At 60.7% G+C, this 19,285-nt stretch carries 16 protein-coding genes and 1 pseudogene; 7 read left to right on the top strand and 10 right to left on the bottom strand.

Going from position 1 to position 19,285, the window contains the following annotated elements:
* Window positions 1-274: 274 nt before the first annotated feature.
* Window positions 275-1,462: an MFS transporter gene (locus B0W55_RS23860; RefSeq protein ID WP_077048367.1), complete on the bottom strand. Its 1,188-nt coding sequence runs from the start codon at window positions 1,460-1,462 to the stop codon at window positions 275-277.
* Window positions 1,463-1,660: 198 nt separating this feature from the next.
* Window positions 1,661-3,247: an ABC-F family ATPase gene (locus tag B0W55_RS23855; RefSeq protein WP_077048366.1), complete on the bottom strand. Its 1,587-nt coding sequence runs from the start codon at window positions 3,245-3,247 to the stop codon at window positions 1,661-1,663.
* Window positions 3,248-3,639: 392 nt separating this feature from the next.
* On the opposite strand from B0W55_RS23855, the gene lpxO reads away from it, so the two are divergent.
* Window positions 3,640-4,539 carry a lipid A hydroxylase LpxO gene (gene lpxO / locus B0W55_RS23850; RefSeq protein ID WP_077048368.1) on the top strand — a complete coding sequence of 300 codons (900 nt, stop codon included), beginning with the start codon at window positions 3,640-3,642 and terminating at the stop codon, window positions 4,537-4,539.
* A 120-nt stretch (window positions 4,540-4,659) separates the two neighbouring features.
* On the opposite strand, the gene B0W55_RS23845 is transcribed toward lpxO, so the two are convergent.
* Entirely contained in the window at window positions 4,660-5,523 is an 864-nt protein-coding gene (locus B0W55_RS23845; RefSeq protein ID WP_077048365.1) for a Ku protein, read from the bottom strand.
* Between the two features lie 196 nt (window positions 5,524-5,719).
* Between B0W55_RS23845 and B0W55_RS23840 the strand changes: the two genes are divergently transcribed.
* A complete protein-coding gene (locus B0W55_RS23840) occupies window positions 5,720-6,040 on the top strand; it encodes a hypothetical protein (protein ID WP_077048364.1) in 321 nt (106 codons plus the stop codon).
* A 51-nt stretch (window positions 6,041-6,091) separates the two neighbouring features.
* Window positions 6,092-7,255 (top strand): PQQ-dependent sugar dehydrogenase, encoded by a 1,164-nt coding sequence (locus B0W55_RS23835; RefSeq protein ID WP_077048363.1) that lies wholly within the window; start codon window positions 6,092-6,094, stop codon window positions 7,253-7,255.
* Window positions 7,256-7,359: 104 nt separating this feature from the next.
* Here the strand turns inward: B0W55_RS23835 and B0W55_RS23830 are convergent, their stop codons facing one another.
* Window positions 7,360-8,469: a GNAT family N-acetyltransferase/peptidase C39 family protein gene (locus B0W55_RS23830; RefSeq protein ID WP_077048362.1), complete on the bottom strand. Its 1,110-nt coding sequence runs from the start codon at window positions 8,467-8,469 to the stop codon at window positions 7,360-7,362.
* A gap of 94 nt (window positions 8,470-8,563) precedes the next feature.
* On the opposite strand from B0W55_RS23830, the gene B0W55_RS23825 reads away from it, so the two are divergent.
* The 4 genes and pseudogenes from B0W55_RS23825 (at window position 8,564) to B0W55_RS23810 (ending at window position 13,011) form a co-directional block, all read left to right on the top strand.
* Window positions 8,564-10,138, top strand: coding sequence for a RimK family protein (locus tag B0W55_RS23825; RefSeq protein ID WP_077048361.1), 1,575 nt, complete (start codon window positions 8,564-8,566; stop codon window positions 10,136-10,138).
* A gap of 7 nt (window positions 10,139-10,145) precedes the next feature.
* Window positions 10,146-11,069 (top strand): magnesium transporter CorA family protein, encoded by a 924-nt coding sequence (locus B0W55_RS23820; RefSeq protein ID WP_077048360.1) that lies wholly within the window; start codon window positions 10,146-10,148, stop codon window positions 11,067-11,069.
* Between the two features lie 425 nt (window positions 11,070-11,494).
* A pseudogene (ilvA, locus tag B0W55_RS23815) lies at window positions 11,495-12,484 on the top strand (threonine ammonia-lyase, biosynthetic); the annotation flags it as partial.
* Window positions 12,485-12,738: 254 nt separating this feature from the next.
* Window positions 12,739-13,011, top strand: coding sequence for a DUF1652 domain-containing protein (locus tag B0W55_RS23810; RefSeq protein ID WP_077048358.1), 273 nt, complete (start codon window positions 12,739-12,741; stop codon window positions 13,009-13,011).
* Here the strand turns inward: B0W55_RS23810 and B0W55_RS23805 are convergent.
* The 6 genes from B0W55_RS23805 to B0W55_RS23780 form a co-directional block, all read right to left on the bottom strand.
* Window positions 13,008-13,403, bottom strand: a complete 396-nt coding sequence (locus tag B0W55_RS23805; protein WP_077048357.1) for a hypothetical protein — start codon at window positions 13,401-13,403, stop codon at window positions 13,008-13,010. The genes B0W55_RS23810 and B0W55_RS23805 overlap by 4 nt on opposite strands.
* Before the next feature lie 90 nt (window positions 13,404-13,493).
* Window positions 13,494-13,766, bottom strand: coding sequence for a DUF2790 domain-containing protein (locus B0W55_RS23800; protein ID WP_077048356.1), 273 nt, complete (start codon window positions 13,764-13,766; stop codon window positions 13,494-13,496).
* Window positions 13,767-14,025: 259 nt separating this feature from the next.
* Window positions 14,026-14,970, bottom strand: coding sequence for a carbohydrate kinase (locus tag B0W55_RS23795; protein ID WP_077048355.1), 945 nt, complete (start codon window positions 14,968-14,970; stop codon window positions 14,026-14,028).
* Window positions 14,971-14,983: 13 nt separating this feature from the next.
* The gene (gene xylB, locus B0W55_RS23790; RefSeq protein ID WP_077048354.1) at window positions 14,984-16,480 is read right to left on the bottom strand and encodes a xylulokinase; all 1,497 of its coding nucleotides are present in this window, start codon (window positions 16,478-16,480) and stop codon (window positions 14,984-14,986) included.
* Between the two features lie 130 nt (window positions 16,481-16,610).
* Window positions 16,611-18,083 carry a mannitol dehydrogenase family protein gene (locus B0W55_RS23785; RefSeq protein ID WP_077048353.1) on the bottom strand — a complete coding sequence of 491 codons (1,473 nt, stop codon included), beginning with the start codon at window positions 18,081-18,083 and terminating at the stop codon, window positions 16,611-16,613.
* A 16-nt stretch (window positions 18,084-18,099) separates the two neighbouring features.
* Window positions 18,100-19,203: an ABC transporter ATP-binding protein gene (locus B0W55_RS23780; RefSeq protein WP_077048352.1), complete on the bottom strand. Its 1,104-nt coding sequence runs from the start codon at window positions 19,201-19,203 to the stop codon at window positions 18,100-18,102.
* Between the last annotated feature and the right edge of the window lie 82 nt (window positions 19,204-19,285).

The following is a 19,285-nucleotide window of genomic DNA, read 5'->3' as shown; positions in this document are numbered from 1 at the left end:
CTGACTCCCCGCGTCGCCTGGACGACCATCGCGAGCAAGCTCGCTCCTACAGGGGGTGGGGTTGTCCGTTGAATGTGCGTACGGCTCAAAACCTGTGGGAGCTGCGGTGCGAGGAATCGACCTGCCAGCGATGGCTTAGTGTCGGCCGGGGTACGCCTGCTTTTCTGTAGGAGCGAGCTTGCTCGCGATGGACGTTAACGATAACGCGGGTCGACTGGCTCAACGCGGTGCACTTGAGTCCTTCGCGAGCATGCTCGTTCCAACAGGTGGCATGTCAGGCCATCGCCCGATGCCTGAGCAGCAAGGTCAGCCCCAGCGCCCCGACAGACAACAACCCCGCCATAAAGAAAATCCACGAATACCCAAGATTCAGCGCCACGGCCCCCATCAATGGCCCGGCAATCGCCAGTGCCAGATCGAAAAACACTGCATAGGCACTCAATCCCGCGCCACGGCTGGAGTTGGGCACCTGTTTGATCGCCTCGACCCCCAGCGCCGGATACACCAGCGACAGACCAAACCCGGTAAGGCCGGCGCCGATCAGGGCATAGCCCGTCGACGGCGCAAGCCACAACAGCGCCAGGCCGACGGTTTCGATGCTCATGCAGGCAATGGCCGAGCTGAACCCGCCAAACCGGCTGATGCTGGAGATGAACAGCAATCGCGCAGCGATAAAGCACACGCCGAACACCGTCAGGCAATAGGCTGCGCCGGTCCAGCCACGATTCAGGTAATAGAGGGTGATGAAGGTCGTCAGGGTGCCATAGCCGATGGACGCCAGGCTCAGGCTCGCGCCAAACGGCGCGATGCGCCCGAACACCGCCCAGAACGGCAGTCGCTCACCGCGCACCACCGGCACCGAGGGCTTGTTGCGGATCAGCACCAGTGCCAGCGCGGCCAACACCGACAGGGCAACCCCAAGGCTGGCGAAGCCCAGCTCAGCAACCATCACCACCCCCAACGGCGCACCGATGGCAATCGCGCCATAGGAGGCAATACCGTTCCATGAAATTGAGCGCGCCGTGTGCTCGGCCCCCACCTGGCCCATGCACCAACTGATGGTGCCCACCCCGATCAAGCCCTGGGCAACTCCCAGCAACAAGCGCCCGGCGATCAGGATCGACAGGCTCAGCAACGGCAGGCTTTGCAGCAGGGTCGAGAGCAAGGTCAGCGCACCGCTCAGGACGATGCCGGACAGGCCATAGACGATTGCGCGCTTGGTGCCGACGTTATCCGACATGCGCCCGGCCATGGGGCGGCTGAGCAGGGTAGCGAGGTATTGCGAGCCAATGGTCAGCCCGGCGATCACCGCACTGAAGCCGAGCTGTTCATGAACGTAACCTGGCAACACCGCGATCGGCAGGCCGATGCAGAGGAAGGCGATAAAGGTGTAGAAGACGATGGAAACGATCTGCAGGGTGATCGCCAGGGAGCTTTGCGGGGGCTGTTGCTGCGCAGACATGGGGGCTCGTTCGCGGGCGGCGGTGGGAGAGCTGCATGATGGCGTGGCGGCGGGAGAAAAGGAAGCAGGCTAACGGTTTTGATGGTGCTGCATTGCGAGAGCGAGCTTGCTCGCGATGGATTCGAAAACGCCGGGTTTTACCCGCAAACCCGCGTCTTCGTTAGCGTCCATCGCGAGCAAGCTCGCTCCTACAGGTTGTTAGAACACCACACCCTGGCTACGCAGGTAGTCGTCATAGGTGCCGCTGAAGTCGGTTACGCCGTTGGCGCTCAACTCGATGATGCGGGTGGCCAGCGACGATACGAACTCACGGTCGTGGCTGACGAAAATCAGCGTGCCCGGGTAGTTCTCCAGCGCCAGGTTCAGCGCTTCGATCGATTCCATGTCCAGGTGGTTGGTCGGTTCGTCCATCACCAGTACGTTCGGCTTCTGCAGGATCAGCTTGCCGAACAGCATGCGGCCTTGCTCACCACCGGAAATGACCTTGACCGACTTGAGGATCTCGTCGTTGGAGAACAGCATCCGGCCCAACGTGCCGCGGATGATCTGCTCGCCCTGGGTCCACTGGCCCATCCAGTCGAACAGGCTCACGTCGTCTTCGAAGTCATGGGCGTGGTCCTGGGCGTAGTAGCCCAGTTCCGCGCTTTCGGTCCACTTCACGGAGCCGGCGTCCGGTGTCAGCTCGCCCATCAGGGTGCGCAGCAGGGTGGTCTTGCCGATACCGTTCGGGCCGATGATCGCTACGCGCTCGCCGGCTTCGACGGTGAAGCTGAAGTTCTTGAACAAGGTCTTGCCGTCGAAGCCCTTGGACATCTGCTCGATGGTCACGGCCTGGCGGTGCAGCTTCTTGGTCTGTTCGAAGCGGATGAACGGGCTGACGCGGCTCGACGGCTTGACTTCGGCCAGCTGGATCTTGTCGATCTGCTTGGCGCGGGAAGTGGCCTGCTTGGCTTTGGAGGCGTTGGCCGAGAAGCGGCTGACGAAGGTCTGCAGCTCGGCGATCTGGGCTTTCTTCTTGGCGTTGTCCGACAGCAGTTGCTCGCGGGACTGGGTCGCCGCGGTCATGTACTCGTCGTAGTTGCCCGGGAACAGGCGCAGCTCACCATAGTCCAGGTCGGCCATGTGGGTGCAGACGCTGTTGAGGAAGTGACGGTCGTGGGAAATGATGATCATGGTGCTGTTACGCACAGTGAGAATCGATTCCAGCCAGCGAATGGTGTTGATGTCCAGGTGGTTGGTCGGTTCGTCGAGCAACAGCACTTCCGGATCGGAGAACAGCGCCTGGGCCAGCAACACCCGCAGCTTCCAGCCCGGAGCCACTTCAGACATCGGACCAAAATGCTGCTCCAGGGGAATGCCCAGGCCCAGCAGCAGTTCACCGGCACGGGATTCGGCGGTGTAACCGTCCATTTCGGCGAATTCGGTTTCCAGCTCGGCCACGGCCATGCCGTCTTCTTCGCTCATTTCCGGCAGCGAGTAGATGCGGTCGCGCTCGGCCTTGACCTTCCACAGCTCTTCGTGACCCATGATCACGGTGTCGATCACGGTGAATTCTTCGTAGGCGAACTGGTCCTGGCGCAATTTACCCAGACGCACGTTCGGTTCGAGCATGACCTGACCGCCGGACGGCTCCAGATCGCCGCCGAGGATCTTCATGAAGGTCGATTTGCCGCAGCCGTTGGCGCCGATCAAGCCATAACGGTTGCCACCGTTGAACTTGACCGAAACGTTTTCGAAAAGCGGCTTGGCGCCGAACTGCATGGTGATGTTAGCTGTAGAAATCAAAGGTTTTTCCTGCGAAGCATTCAGAGTAGCCAGGGTGCGGCAGTAGAGCGCTTGGCCCGAGTCGAAGTGTGCTGAAGCCGGGGAGTGCCGTCATCAACCAAGGGGGGCGCAAAGTTTGGCGGCGATTGTACTGGTCTGGCTGTTCAAGCGATAGGGCAATCAAGCCAGGGCAACACTTTGGTCGTATCGAACGACAGATTTTGATTGTTATAGGTTAACTATTGGTTACAAACTGTGGCTAAATTGCCACCTATCACCTGATGCCTGTTTTCGGCATTGCTCGAGGATGGGCGGGCGGACCGCTTTTCGAATGCAGACGCTGCACAAGACCCGCAGGCCAGCACGCTGGCAAGGGGGCGCAGTTTGTTCACTTCTGACGTGTGACGATTTCCGTGAAACTCATCATTGCTGCTATTTACGTTATCTCCATCGCGTACGTGCATCTGCGCGGTCGCGTTCGCCACAAACTGGGCCGCCAACTGAGCGATCACTCGACATTCCTGGCGCCGATCAACTGCTTCCTCTATCTGTTCTCGAAGATCCCCAACAAGCCCTACCTGAATCCGGCGGACTTCCCTGACCTGAGCCCGTTGCAGGCTCACTGGGAAGAGATCCGCGTCGAGGGCCAGAACCTGCTGCGCGCCGGGGAGATCAAGCGTTCGAACCAGTACGACGACGTGGGTTTCAACTCGTTCTTCAAGACCGGCTGGAAACGCTTCTACCTCAAGTGGTACGGCGACAGTCACCCGTCTGCGATGAAACTCTGCCCGCGCACCACTGAACTGGTGCAGAGCATTGGCTCGATCAAGGCGGCGATGTTTGCCGAGTTGCCACCGGGCTCCAAACTGGTGCGCCACCGTGACCCCTATGCCGGTTCTTACCGCTATCACCTGGGCCTGGAGACGCCCAACAACGCGGGCTGCTACATCAATGTCGATGGCCAGAACTACCACTGGCGCGATGGCGAGGCGGTGATGTTCGATGAGACCTTCATTCATTACGCGGAAAATACCACCGATCAGAACCGCATCATTCTGTTCTGTGATGTGGAGCGTCCGATGAAGTATCGCTGGGCGGCGGCACTCAATGGCTGGTTCAGCCGCAATGTGATGTCGGCTGCCGGCGCGCCGAATGAGGCGGGGGACAAGACCGGTGGCATCAATCGGTTGTTCGGCAGGATCTACAAGATTCGCCTGCGAGGCAAAGAGCTGAAGAAGCGCAATCGCAAGCTCTACTACCTGGAGAAGTGGGCGATCTTCGGTGGGTTGCTGGCGATTTTTGTATTGATCTGAATAGGCAGTCAGGCTGAAGCCGCCTTCGCGAGCAAGCCCGCTCCCACATTGGCGCTGTGAACGCTGCAAATTCAATGTGGGAGCGGGCTTGCTCGCGAAGAGGCCAGTCCATACACCCCATTATTTACTGACTTTCTTCCTCGCCGCCGGCTTACCCGCTGCCTTGGTCTTGGCCGGTGCCGCTTTACTCCCGCCCTTGCCGCCCAGGCTGCGCTTGAGCAGTTCGGTCAGATCGATTACATCGGCGGTCTTGCGCTGTTCTTCGCCGGTATCGGTCTCGACATCCTCGATCTTGCCTTCATGGGCCTTCTTGTCCACCAGTGCCATGATCTTGTCTTCGAACTCGTCGCGATAATCCTCCGGCGACCACTCGGCACTCATGTCCTGCACCAGCCGTTTGGCCATGTCCAGTTCGCCCTTGGCCAATTCGGCCTTGGTCACGTCCGGGCCCAGCTCCAATGCATCCAGGCCGCGCACTTCCGCCGGCCAGCGCAGTTTCACCAGCACCAGGGCAGATTCCAGGGGCATCAAGGCCGCGAGGTATTGGCGGGTATGCAACACCACCCGCGCCAGAGCGACCTTATTGGTCTTGGTCAGGGTTTCGCGCAGCAACGCATAGACCTTGCCGCCACGTTTGTCCGGCGCCAGGTAATAGGGGGTGTCGATGTTCTGCAGGGGGATCTGATCGGCTTCGACAAAAGAAAAAATGTCGATGGTCTGGGTCGAGACCGGGTGTGCCGAACGAATTTCCTCCTCGCTGAGCACCACGTAGCGGCCTTTTTCGTAAGCAACGCCCTTGACGATGTGCTCCTTGGTGACTTCCTTGCCGGTGACCTTGTTGACCCGTTTATAGCCCACCGGGTCCATGCTGCGGCTGTCGAGCCAATCGAAATCCACCCCCTGGGAGGAGGTCGCCGAGACCAGCGCCACGGGGATATGCACCAGCCCGAAACTGATTGCGCCTTTCCAGATTGCCCGTGCCATGGTCGTCTACTCGCGAGTGATGATCAGGTGACCCTGAGCCTGGCGCAAAAGTTTCAGCGGCGTGGGACCGGGGCAATCCTGCGCATCAACTTGGTGTTACATCTTTCTCGCGGGGTTTTTGGTTAACAAATGCGAACCCTGGGCGTAGCGTGCTATCGAAGAGTCTATCCACGCATTCGATGAGAGGCGCTACCCCATGAACCGATGCGTAACCTGTTTGACCGCCCTGGCTTTGAGCGTTGCGCTCGGTGCGATGGCCCAGGCGCAGACCTTGCCCAACAGCGGCAATAACAATCCCTATAACAGCCCGATTCACCGGGCCAATCCCAACAGCATGCAGGGCACGCAACCCAGCGCCCCGGCAGTTCGAGGCCCAAACACCGTGCCGGTGCCGCGCCCGCCGACCCTCGACAACGGTGGCATCGGCAATCGCTATCAGGGGCAACCGGCGCCGGCCAGGCCTCCCGGATTCATTCCCAATCCACCGCCCAGAGACCCGGGTGCCAGCAATCGCTGACCGGCCGGCCGGTGCACCCATCTGCCTTCCACATGACAAAAGGAACCGTGCATGTTGCGACCATTCCCCCTCAAACCTCTGCTGGCGGCGCTCTGTGCCAGTGCCTGGTTCAGCGTTGCGGCGCCCGTGTGGGCGGCCTCTTCTCAGGAGATGAACAGTGAACAGGGCACTCTCGAGGTCACGCCCATTGCCGATGGCCTGCAACATCCATGGGCCTTGGCGTTTCTTCCGGACCGCAAAGGCATGCTGGTCACAGAGCGGCCCGGCAATCTGCGGGTGGTGAGCACCGATGGCAAGCTGTCCGCGCCCATCGACGGCGTGCCCAAGGTCTGGGCCAAGGGGCAGGGCGGCCTGCTGGACGTGGCGCTGTCGCCGGACTTCAGTGAAGACCGCACGGTGTACCTGTCGTTTGCCGAAGGTGGTGGCGAGGGTGACAAGGCCGGTACAGCCGTGGGCCGCGGGCAATTGTCCGAAGACCTCAAGAGCCTGAAGAACTTCAAGGTGATTTTCCGCCAGGAGCCCAAGCTGTCGGTTGGCAACCATTTCGGCTCGCGGCTGGTGTTCGATCGCAATGGCTATCTGTTCATCACCTTGGGTGAAAACAACGATCGCCCGACCGCCCAGGACCTGGACAAGCTGCAAGGCAAGATCGTGCGGATCTATCCCGACGGCAAGGTACCGGACGACAACCCCTTTGTCGGCCAGTCCGGCGTGCGCCCGGAGATATGGGCCTATGGCGTGCGCAATCCACAAGGCGCGGCGCTCAATCCGTGGAACGGCACCCTGTGGGAAAACGAGCATGGGCCGCAGGGCGGTGACGAACTCAACATCATCGAGCGCGGCAAGAATTACGGCTGGCCGCTGGCTACCAACGGTATCAATTATTCCGGCCAGCCAATCCCGGAAGCCAAGGGCAAAACTGCTGAAGGCACCCTCAGCCCGCACCATGTCTGGGAAAAATCCCCGGGCCTCAGCGGCCTGGCGTTCTACGACGCCGACCGCTTCCCGGCCTGGCAGCACAACGCTTTCATCGGCGCGCTGGTCAGTCAGGAACTGATCCGCCTGCAATTCGACGGCGACAAGGTGATACACGAGGAGCGTTTGCTGGGCGAACTGAGCAAGCGAATCCGCGACGTACGGCAGGGGCCGGACGGGTATTTGTATGTCCTGACCGATGAAGAGAATGGCGGCCTCTACAAAATCGGCCTCAAATAGCCCACCCACTGTAGGAGCGAGCCTGCTCGCGATGGACGCCGGGACACTGCGGGGTATCAGGTTTCCCGCGTCATCGTTGACGACCATCGCGAGCAAGGTCGCTCCTACAGAGGAGGCGTCTGCTGGGGATAGAGGATGACGGCCGCCCGCAGCTTGTCTCGACCAAAGCTGCACATTTTCTCGAATTCCTGATGGCTGACCGGCAGATGCTGGCAGTCCATTGCCTGGCGGTGCTGGCTGTGATCGACATCCGGGTCGTGCAGATAAACGAACTCATCGTCGCAATCGGTAACCACCACCCAATGGGGTGATTTGGAGCGGGTGAGGCGATAGCTGCTGATCAGCACCAAGGGTTGTCCGCCTTGCTCGAGCAATTGCGGCAGATTCAAAGCGCCGCCAACCTCGCACTCGACCTCACTGGCCAGCAGCTGCGTCGTGAACTCTTCATGCACCAGACGCATTACGTCTTTTTTATGCGTGTCGCGCACCCCGTCGAGGAACAGCGGTCCGGTCATGCTCAGTTGCAAGCGCACCCGAAACCCACGGCGCCAGGCTGCCAATGCCAGGCCTTGCGGGCTGCAGCCGCCGTGACCTGCGGTCATGAACACGGTGGTCGCCTCGCGCCAGATCTGCAGCTCCTCTCGACGCTCCAGCACGCGATCGCGCTCCAGCGCGCCCATGGCCATCAGCAGGCAGGCCGGGCCGCAGGTGAATTCGGTGGTTTGTGGGTAATAAGGCACTTGGATATTGCGCGAATCGCGGTGCTGCAGGATGCGTTTTTCCAGGCGCAGCGCATCGGCGTGGTCCTGGTAATAGTCATGAATCAGCGCGAAGCGTCGATACCCATTGCGTTCATACAGCGCGATCGCCGCCGGATTGTCGATCCGCACCTCCAGCCGCAAATAGGCGCAATCATGCTCCAGCGCACAGGCTTCGACCCGGTCGAGCAACTGCTTGCCCAAGCCATTGCCCCGTGCCCGGGCTGCAATGGCAATCGAATACAGGCGCGCCAGCGACGTGCCCCGGTGAAAAAGCACCACCGCATAACCCAGCAAATCCTCACCCACCTGGGCCACCAGCAATTGGCCGTGGGCGCGACTGATCATCCATTGAAAGCTGCGACTGTTGAGCCGATCCGTGGTGAAGCATTGCTCCTCCAGTTGCAACAGCGCGGGTAAATCGTCCATTACCGCCAAACGAAAAAGCGTATTCATATGACCGCCGTAAAAGTTGCGTAACGAAACGGGACTTTCAAAAAATCTCGTGCTTAATAGGAATGGTCTTGTTCTCCAAAACGGATCAATCACTATGTCAGCGGTACAGGGTCATTGGCGTGAAGTATCAGAGCAAACTTTGCCGGCAGCAACTTATTTAAATGATTCGACTAGAACTTCCAGTCAGTTGATTATCATCGTCGAACGCAAGGAAGACTGGGCCTCTTACTTCCCCAGCGAAGACATCGTCACCGCTCAGGAGTACCTCGAACAGTCCGGCGACAGGGAGCAGGGCAAGCGCGTCCAGGTCATCAACCTGTGCCGCAGTTACAAGTACCTGGGGCACGGTTATTACTGCTCGCTGCTGGCCGAGGCCCGGGGGCACAAGGTCATACCGTCGGTGCGGACCATCAGCGAACTGACTCGAAAATCCCTGTACGGTCTGGCACTGGACGATCTGGATAAAACCCTGGAAAAAGCCCTCAGTCATCACGCCTACAGTGACACCGAAGGTTTTACCCTGACCCTTTATTTCGGCAAGACCAATATCGAACCTTTGCAGGACTTGGCCCGGCAGTTATTTGAAATATTTGCCTGCCCGATTCTGTTAGTTGAATTCAGGCGAACTAATGGTTGGCACATCGAAGGCATAAAGTTCGGCGCATTGCACAAGTTGCGCGAAGATCAGGAAGATCAGTTTGCCCACTCCCTGGACAGTTTCAGTCGCAAGATCTGGCGCCAGCCAAGGTCACGACGTCTGGCCCGCTACGACTTGGCAATCCTGCACGATCCCCAGGAAGCATTGCCGCCCTCAAACGCCAGGGCGCTGGAGAATTTCGTCAGGGTCGGCAGGACGCTGGGCATCGATGTCGACCTGATCGAGCGCAAGGACTACGCGCGAATCGCCGAATACGACGCCCTGTTGATCCGCGAGACCACCAGCGTCGACAACCACACCTACCGCTTCGCCAAGAAAGCCGAGAGCGAAGGGCTGGTGGTAATGGACGACCCGGCGTCGATCCTGCGCTGCACCAACAAGGTGTACCTGACGGACCTGCTCAACAGCCATCAACTGGGCATGCCGGCCACCGAAATCCTTTACAAGGAGCGACCGGAAGACTTCGAGCGGGTGGGCGAACGCCTGGGTTTCCCGCTGGTACTGAAAATCCCCGACGGCTGTTTCTCCCGGGGAGTGATCAAGGTCGAAAGCCAGCAAGCCCTGCTCGAAGCCACTGCCGAACTGTTCGAGCATTCGGTGCTGTTGCTGGCCCAGGAATTCTTCTACACCGAGTACGACTGGCGTATCGGCGTACTCAACCGTAAACCGATCTTTGCCTGCCAGTACTTCATGTCCAAGGGCCACTGGCAGATCTACAACCACAAGGCCAAGGATCAGGACATCAACGGCGAATGCCGCACCCTGGCGGTTCACGAAGCGCCGCGGGCGGTGGTGGAACTGGCGGTGAAAACGGCGAACCTGATCGGTGACGGCCTCTATGGTGTCGACCTCAAGCAGTCCGGCGACAAAGTGGTGGTGATCGAGGTCAACGACAACCCGAACATGGACGCCGGCATCGAAGACGCCTACCTGCAGGACGATCTGTATTCGCTGGTGCTGGAAGAGTTCGTCCGCCGCCTCGACCTCAAACGCCGCGGCCAGGCCTGGTGAGCGGCCGATGATCAAGTGTTTCCAATTGGCTGAGGGCGCATTGCGCGCCGTAGACCGGCTCGATGCCGAAGTCATGTTGTTCAGCAATCCCGATGCCGCCGAACGGGCCAGGCTGCACGGTCACTTCAAACTCGACGAACATGCCCTGGCATCGGCGCTGGACCCCGACGAGGTGTCACGCATCGAGTTTCACCCCGATAACCTGTTCCTGATCTGGAAGCGCCCGGAAAACTATTCCGGCGGCGGCAGCCTGGCCTTTGAAGTGTCGTCCTGCGGCCTGTTGCTGTGCCCGGACCGCCTGCTGGTGATTGCCACCGACGACGCACCGCTCAACGGCCTGGGCCGGCACCAGGCGCTCACGACGCCGCTGGATGTGTTGCTCGACCTGCTGTTCAACAACATCCACCACTATCTGGGCCACTTGAAGGTCATCAAACTGGTCGCCCGGGAGCTGCAGCAGAAATTCAATGCCTCGATGCAGAACGAGCATCTGGTGCAGATGTTCAACCTCAGCGAAAGCCTGATCTATTACATCAATGCGATCCACAGCAACGGCGCGGTTCTGACACGGCTGCGCAACCATGCACAAAAGGAACACTTCGACGCCCACGCCATCGGCCTGATCGACGACCTGATCATCGAAAACAACCAGTGCTACAAACAGGCGGAAATCTACTCCACGGTCTTCTCCGGGCTGATCGACGCCCGGGGCAACCTGATGAACAACAGCATGAACAACCTGCTGCGCAAACTGACCCTGATCAACGTGGTGTTCCTGCCGCTGAACCTGATCGCCAGCATTGGCGGCATGTCCGAGTTCAGCATGATGACGGCAGGTACGCCGTGGTGGGTGTCGTATCCACTGTTCCTGAGCGCGATGCTTTTGGGGGCAGGGGTGATGGTGCTGGGGCTCAAGCGGTTGGCGAAGTGACTGGGGAGACTGTGAGACCGCCTTCGCGAGCAAGCCCGCTCCCACAGGTTCTGTGTCGTACCCGGCTTCAATGCACAACCCCACCCCCCCTGTAGGAGCCGAGCTTGCTCGCGATGGCGGCAGATCATTCAATGAACATGCTGCCTGACACTCAACGATTGTTCCGCCTCAAGCAGCACGGCAAGCGTGTAGATCAGGTCCGTGAGGGGCAGGGCGACAGCGAGGGCTGAAAATTGGCCATTGACTTGCCATCAGCGCCCGGCTAATTTCCGGACATGACTTTTATCGTATCGCGCTGCCAGCCAAGCATTATTACCGCCATTCCTCATTTGGCGGGCTAGCTCACGACTGCAGCACCCAACCCGCCCTAGAGGCGGGTTTTCATTTTCTGTCTCCAGGTTTTATTGATCCACACGGAGACGGCAATGAACCACCACAACCTGCTTGAGCATTACGTCAAAAAGATCCTCGCAGCCCCCGTTTATGAACTGGCCGTGCGCACGCCGTTGCAGCCGGCACCTGCGCTGTCGCAGTCGCTGGGCAATCAGATCCTGCTCAAGCGTGAAGACCTGCAACCGACCTTTTCCTTCAAGATCCGTGGAGCCTACAACAAGCTGGTCAACTTGAGCGCTGCGCAAAAGGCCCGTGGCGTTATCACCGCGTCGGCCGGCAATCATGCCCAGGGCGTGGCCTTGGCAGCGCGGGAATTGAACATCGAAGCGACGATCGTCATGCCGTCCACCACGCCGGCGTTGAAAGTGACGGGCGTGCGCAGTCGCGGCGCCGAGGCGTTGCTGCAGGGTGAAAGTTTTCCAGTGGCCCTGGCCCACGCGCTGCAACTGGCGGAGCAGACCGGCAAGACCTTCGTCTCGCCCTTCGACGACCCGGATGTGATCGCCGGCCAGGGCACTGTCGCCATGGAGATCCTGCGTCAGCATCAAGGCCCGCTGGACGCGATCTTCGTCCCGGTCGGCGGGGGCGGTTTGATCGCCGGCATCGCTGCCTACGTCAAATACCTGAGGCCTGAAGTGCGCATCATCGGCGTCGAGTCGGAGCACTCCGCCTGCCTTTACGCTGCGCTGAAGGCCGATGAGCGCGTGGTGCTGCCCACCGTGGGCACCTTTGCCGATGGGGTGGCGGTCGCACAGATCGGCGCCCATTGTTTTGAAGTGTGCAGGGTGACGGTCGACGAAGTACTGACCGTTACCAACGATGAACTTTGCTGCGCGATAAAGAATATCTACGACGATACCCGCTCGATCACCGAGCCGTCCGGCGCTCTGGCCGTGGCCGGAATCAAGAAGTACGTGGCCAGCACCGGCGTGGTGGGTCAGACCCTGGTGGCGATCGATTCCGGGGCGAACATCAATTTCGACAGTTTGCGGCACGTCGCCGAGCGGGCTGGGTTGAACGAGGTTTGTGTTTGACGTGGCGCAGGGTCGACCGTGGCAGGCATGCAAATCGCAGGGTTGCGAAGCGCCCTTTTTGCAAAATGCACGATGGTCTTTCATGAAGAATTCAACAAGCCATTGATTTACCGATGAACAGCACGGCGCAATTGAGGGCATGAATTATGCTGTAGCTGTTCTTGAGCTGGCCGAGATTTCAAACGAGTCAGTGCGTCGTTAGTCGTTAGTTGATTGGCAGTCTCACAAAGGAGAGGGTCGCCATGTTTCTTTCTGCCTTGGAACTCCGCAATATCATTGAAAGCAGTTTCTTGCCCAAACGCTGCCAATGCACGCTGTCGCCTGACCTGTCCATGACTGTAAAAGTGTATGCCGACGGTGAAACCGATCAGTTGGATCTATTGAAGACAGGGATCAATGCCCAGCGTCTCAATGGATGTCGCGAAATAAACGATCTGATCGCCGAGCTGCGTACCGATCTTCAACAACACTATGTTGAACCGGCCCACAGACTGGCAATGCGTAGAGCCCTTTAACCCGCCGTTTCAAGCTCCACCGACAAGCGCCGGGTCTGGAAAAATGCCAGGCCCAGCGCCAGTTCCACGCCTACCGCCAGCAAAATTCCGGGACCGGCATGGCCATTGAGCCATTCGCCGAAGCCCAGTATCGCCAGGCCCCAGCAGCCGATCATGAAGCCGTTGCTCAATGCAGTGCGGGTCTGAGAGGGCGCTTCGTTACGCACCAGGAAAAATATCACGCCCAGTGCCATGAACAGCACGGCGATGCGCCGTGCGATCAAGCCTGCGGCCAGCGAATATTCGATATCCCAGGTAGCGAGTAAAGCGTCGGGAGTGAAACCCCAGGTGATGGCAAGCAAAAAACACAAAGCGGCGGTAAAAACTGACAACGTCCTGAACGAAAACTGCATGGCTGATCCTTGCGGCAGTGAGGGTGGCGACAGAGCATAGCGCCAGATCCCCTACAGGAATACCGCAAGGTAATATTTCCGACTTTTCAGTCAGTTCTGATAACTGCACGCGTAGGAAAGTTTTCTATAAGCGAGCTCTGCCGGTTGACCGGTCTGATCGTCGATGTACTTCATTTTGGCCGTGACCACTTTGCAATCGAGGGTGTCGGGCTCGGTCAGTGCAACGACCTTGCCCACATGCAACGGCATGCCGTAGTGGTAGGAGGGGATGGTTGGGGAGGAAGGCGTATCGGCGGCCTGGGCCATAGAGGTAAACGAGGCACAGACCAGAGCAGCGCAAACGAGCAGGGCGCGCGAATTCATGGGGCGATCTCCAATGCAGGCGAAAGTCAGCTCGACGTATCGTCGAACCAGCCGCACTGGTCATCAGGAGTGCTGAAGGCGTGCGGTCCAGTCATCGTTTGACCGCGCGATTAAGCGATGATTAATTCGCCGCAAAGCCACCTGTCGCTTTGCCACTACCGCTCGGCGGACAAAACCGATCTTCGCGAGCAAGCCCGCTCCCACAGGCCTACGCATTCCCAATATGGGAGCGGGCTTGCTCGCGAAGGCGCCAGTGAAATCAGCGAAGATCCAACTGGTGGCGGTACGGCAGATCCGGCCCGGTCCGGGTGCAGGTCAACGCCGCCGCCTGCACGGCAAACCTGACCATCGCGTCGATCCGCTCGCGGCTCAATTGCCCCAGCCCTCCAATCGAATCCAGCCCTTGTTCGGTCAACCAGGCAATCAACGCCGCCTGGAAGGTATCGCCCGCGCCTACGGTATCGGCGACCTGTACCGAACGCGCCGCCACCGACCACGATCCATGCGTGCGGCTGAACACCGCTGCACCTTCGCCACCTCGGGTCAGCAACACCAACTGACAACGGTGCTGCAACCAGCCATCGATGATCCGCGCAGGGTCCTGCTCGGGATACAGCAGGCTCAGATCCTCATCGCTGACCTTGATCAGGTCGGCCAGTTCGACCAGCGTGGCAATGCGCGAACGCCACAGCTCGATGTTCGGTTCGGGATTGAGCCGCACATTCGGATCGAGGCTGATCAGGCGCCGGCCGCTTTCGCGACGCACCAACGCCAGCAGGGTGTCGGCGATCGGCTGCACAACCAGTGAGAACGAGCCGATATGCAAGCCGCGAACCTCAGGCCCCAACTCTGGCAGGTGTTCAGGCTTCAACTGCCGATCCGCGCAGCCTTCGCCCCGGAAGCTGTAGTGCGGCGAGCCATTGGCGCCGACCGCGACCATGGCCAGGGTGGTAGGGGCCGCGAAATCGCGCAGGTAATCCTCCGCCACGCCTTCGTCCTGCAGCACCTGCAACAGGCGTCGACCCAGGTAATCGGTGGACAGACCGGCCAGCAGCGCCGAATCCACGCCCAGACGGCGCAAGCCCACCGCGACGTTGAACGGCGAGCCGCCGGCAATCGCCTTGAAATTCACTTTCGACGCCAGGCCGCTGGAGTCGTTTTCACTGAAGAAGTCGAACAGCGCTTCGCCACACACCAAGTACATAGTTGTTCACTCTTTAAAGGGTTGCGACATGCTGTCTATAGCGTTCATAGGCCTGCTGCGCGGCGTGCACATTTTCGGCAATCGGTCGGGTTTCGCTGGCCGGGTCGAGTTTCACGCAGCGCTCGCACAGCGCCTGCAGACTGTCCTCGTGACCGTTCGCCCGGGCCATGCACCACGCCGCTTGAATTGCCGCGCCAAGGGCCGCGGCTTCACTGTGCTGCGTGCAGATCACCGGGGTGTCCATGATATCGGCAACGATCTGCCGCCACACCGCGCTGTTGGAGCCGCCGCCGGTCAGGCAAATGCTGCGGCTTTGTAAGCCATTGTGGCGCAGCAGGTCCAGTCCATAACGCAAACCGAAGGTGGTGCCTTCGACTACGGCGCGGCACAGATTGGCCCGGGTCAGGTTGGTCATGGTCAGGCCATGGATGCTGCCGGTGGCGTGGGGCAGGGCGGGAACCCGCTCGCCATTGAGGAACGGCAGCAGGCTTACCCCTTCGGCGCCGATGGGGGCCTGGGCCACCAGGTCATTGAAGCAGTCGATGTCCAGGTCCAGCAATTCGCGGACGACGCCGGTGGCATTGGTCAGGTTCATGGTGCAGATCAGCGGCAGCCAGCCGCCGCTGGACGAGCAGAAGGTCGCGACCGCGGCATCGGCGCTGACTGTCGGCGAGTCGGCGTAGGCATACACCGTACCGGACGAACCGAGGCTCATGGTGATCGCACCGGGCTGGATGTTGCCAGTGCCGATGGCCCCCATCATGTTGTCACCACCGCCGCTGGACACCAACGCCCGGGGGTTGATGCCCAGGTGTTCGGCGATGGCCGGCAGCACCGTGCCGACCGCTGCATGGGCGTCGATCAGCTGCGGTAACGCCTCGATCAGGCGCCCGCTGGAGTCGATGTCGCGCAGCAGCTGCAGGTCCCACTGCCGGCTGCGCACGTTGAAGTAGCCAGTGCCCGAAGCATCGCCGTACTCGCTGCAACTGCGGCCGGTGAGCCAGAAATTCAGGTAGTCGTGGGGCAACAGGATGCGCGCGATCCGGGAGAACACTTCGGGATGTTGTTCTTTGGTCCACAGCAGTTTGGACACGGTGTAGCCCGGGGCGATGACCACCCCGAGGCGCTCCAGCGAACCGGTTTCGCCGCCCAGATGGGCCAGCAGCCGATCGTTTTCGGCGGTGGTTTCGGTGTCGCACCACAGCTTGGCCGGACGCAGCACCTGGCCCTGATCGTCGAGCAGCACCAGGCCGTGCTGCTGGCCGGATACGCCAACCCCCAGGATGTCCTGGCCATCGACGCCGCAGGCGAGCAAGGCGCGGCGGGTGGCAAGGGTGAAGGCCTCCAGCCACTGTTCGGTGTCCTGCTCACGGCGGCCATTGGCGCCGCTGATCAGCTTGTGCGCGGCGGCGCCCTGGCCCAGCACTGCACCGCTGACGGCGTCGAGAATGATGGCTTTGGTGCCCTGGGTGCCGCAGTCGATGCCGAGGAATAATTGTTGTTTTGTCATGGCAGATCCTTGGTGTGTCAGGTCAATCCGGGGAAGGCCATTGGCGAGCAAGCCCGCTCCCACAGGTATACGCATTGCAGAGGTGGGAGCGGGCTTGCTCGCGAAGACGCAGCCACATTCACCGCCACATTCAAGCGAGCACCCGCTCCAGTGTCCGCGTCACCCCCACCTCGCGCAAACTGTTGCAGCACCACTCGAACGCCGCAACAAACTCCGCCGAACGCGGTATCGCCGTGCCGAAAATCTCCTCGACCTCCAACAAGCGCTGGGTGATCAGCACGTCATCGGCCACCAGCGCCTGGCAGAACGCTGCCCTCGGATCAGGAATCGAATAGGTGTCGCCATTTTCATCCACGCCCTTCAGGTACAGCGCCCACGCCGCCACCACCAGCGCCGCACGCTTGGTCTCGCGGCCATCGGCGATCAGGCGGTTGATGGTCGGAATGGTGAACTTGGGAAACTTCGACGAGCCATCGGAGCACACACGCTCCAGTTGATCGGCAATCGCCTGGTTGGAAAAACGCTCGACCAGGGTGTTCTTGTAGTCGGTCAGGTCGATGCCCGGCACCGGCGACAGCTGCGGGGTCACGTCCAGGTCCATGTAGGCGCGCATGTAGCGCACGAACAGCGGGTCGTTCATGGTTTCGTGGACGAAGCGGTAGCCCTTGAGGAACCCCAGGTAAGTCAGGGCCAGATGGCTGCCGTTGAGCAGCTTGATCTTCATCTCTTCGTAAGGCGTGACGTCGTCGGTGAACTGCACGCCGACCTTTTCCCAGGCCGGGCGGCCGTTGACGAACTTGTCCTCCAGCACCCATTGCACGAACGGTTCGCAAACCACCGGCCAGGCATCGTCCACGCCGTGCTTGTCGGCCAGTTGCAGGCGATGCTCGGTGCTGGTCATCGGCGTAATGCGGTCGACCATGGCGTTGGGGAAGCTGACGTTGCGATCGATCCAGTCCCGCAGATCGGCATCGCGCAGGGCGGCGAAGGCCAGCAGGGCCTTGCGGGTCACGGCGCCGTTGTGCGGCAGGTTATCGCAGGACATCAACGTGAAGGCCGGGGTGCCCGCCGCCCGGCGTTTGGCCAGTGCGGCGCAGAGGAAACCGAACACGGTTTTCGGTGCGGTCGGGTTTGCCAGGTCGTGCTGGATCTGCGGCAGGTGCGCCATGAACTCGCCGTTGCTGTCGTCGATGCAGTAGCCACCTTCGGTGATGGTCAGCGAGACGATGCGAATCTGCGGATCGGCGAGTTTGTCGATCAGCGCCTGGGCGCCGTCCTCGGCCAGCAGCATGTCGCGAATCGCGCCAATGACCCGCACTTCGGTGTCGTCGGTATCCCCCAGCTCGAACAGGGTGAACAGGTAGTCCTGGCCTTTCAGGTCGTCCCGGGCGCGACGGTCTTCGGCGCGCAGGCCGACACCGCAGATGGCCCAGTCCAGGCCTTCGCCGGTGTTCATCAGCGCGTCGGTGTAATAGGCCTGATGGGCGCGATGGAAACCGCCGACGCCGATATGGGCGATGCCCTGGCGGGTGTCGCTCAGGGTGTAGGCGGGCAGGGCCACTTCGGGGGCGAGGCGGTTGAGGTTGTGTTGGTTGAGTTTCATCACAGGTTCTCTGAAGTCAGGCGGCAGCGCGCAGCGGGCGGGTCAGCGCCACACCGTCGGCATCGAATAAATGGCAGTGCTGGGCGTCCAGGTGCAGGCTCAGGGTTTCGCCATAGCGGCTGGCCAGGTCGCCGCGCACACGCAGGGTCAGGGCCTCGCCGGAAGCGGTCACGACGTGGCAGAAGGTGTCGCTGCCCAGGCGTTCGGCGACGTCGGCGGTGACTTGCAGGGTGCAGTCGCCGGGTTTGGCCAGTTCCAGGTGCTCCGGGCGAATGCCCAAGGTCACGGCGCTGCCGACCTTGAGGTTGGCACTGCTAAGGGGCAAGGTGATGCGCGTGCCGGCATCGAGCGCCACTTCGCAGCCCTGGCTGTCGACCCGGCTGATGCTGCCCTTGAGGAAGCCCATTTTCGGCGTGCCGAGGAAACCGGCGACGAACAGATTGGCGGGCTGGTGATACAGGTCCAGGGGCGAGCCGACCTGCTCGATCTTGCCGCCGTTGAGCACCACGACCTTGTCGGCCATGGTCATGGCTTCCACCTGGTCATGGGTCACGTAGATCATCGTTGCCTGCAGCTCTTTGTGCAGGCGCAGCAGCTCCAGACGCATCTGCACCCGCAGCGCGGCGTCGAGGTTGGACAGGGGTTCGTCGAACAGGAAGATTTTCGGGTTGCGCACGATGGCCCGACCGATCGCCACACGCTGGCGCTGGCCACCGGACAATTGCTTGGGCTTGCGCTCCAGCATCGGCCCCAGTTCGAGGATGCGCGCCGCTTCGCCGACCTTCTTTTCCACTTCGGCTTTCGGCACGCCAGCCAGGTCGAGGGCAAACGACATGTTCTTGCGCACGCTCATGTGCGGGTACAGGGCGTAGGTCTGGAACACCATGGCCAGGTCGCGCTTGGCCGGGCTGACTTCGGTGATGTCGCGGCCATCGAGCTCGATGGTGCCGCCGCTGACTTCTTCCAGGCCGGCGATCAGGCGCAGCAGGGTGGATTTGCCGCAGCCCGACGGGCCGACGAAGACCACGAATTCCTTGTCATTCACTTCCAGGTCGATGCCCTTGATGATGGAAAAGCCTTCGAAGCCTTTTTGCAGATTCTTGATTTTCAGGTTGGCCATGGGGGCCTCCGCTTGAGTTATTTCAATTGCGCCTGGTGAGCTTTGGGTGGGAGCGGGCTTGCTCGCGAATGCGGTGTGTCAG

The sequence above is a fragment of the Pseudomonas sp. KK4 genome, from assembly GCF_001984065.1.
Classification (GTDB): domain Bacteria; phylum Pseudomonadota; class Gammaproteobacteria; order Pseudomonadales; family Pseudomonadaceae; genus Aquipseudomonas.
This window is presented reverse-complemented; position numbering and strand designations above follow the sequence as displayed.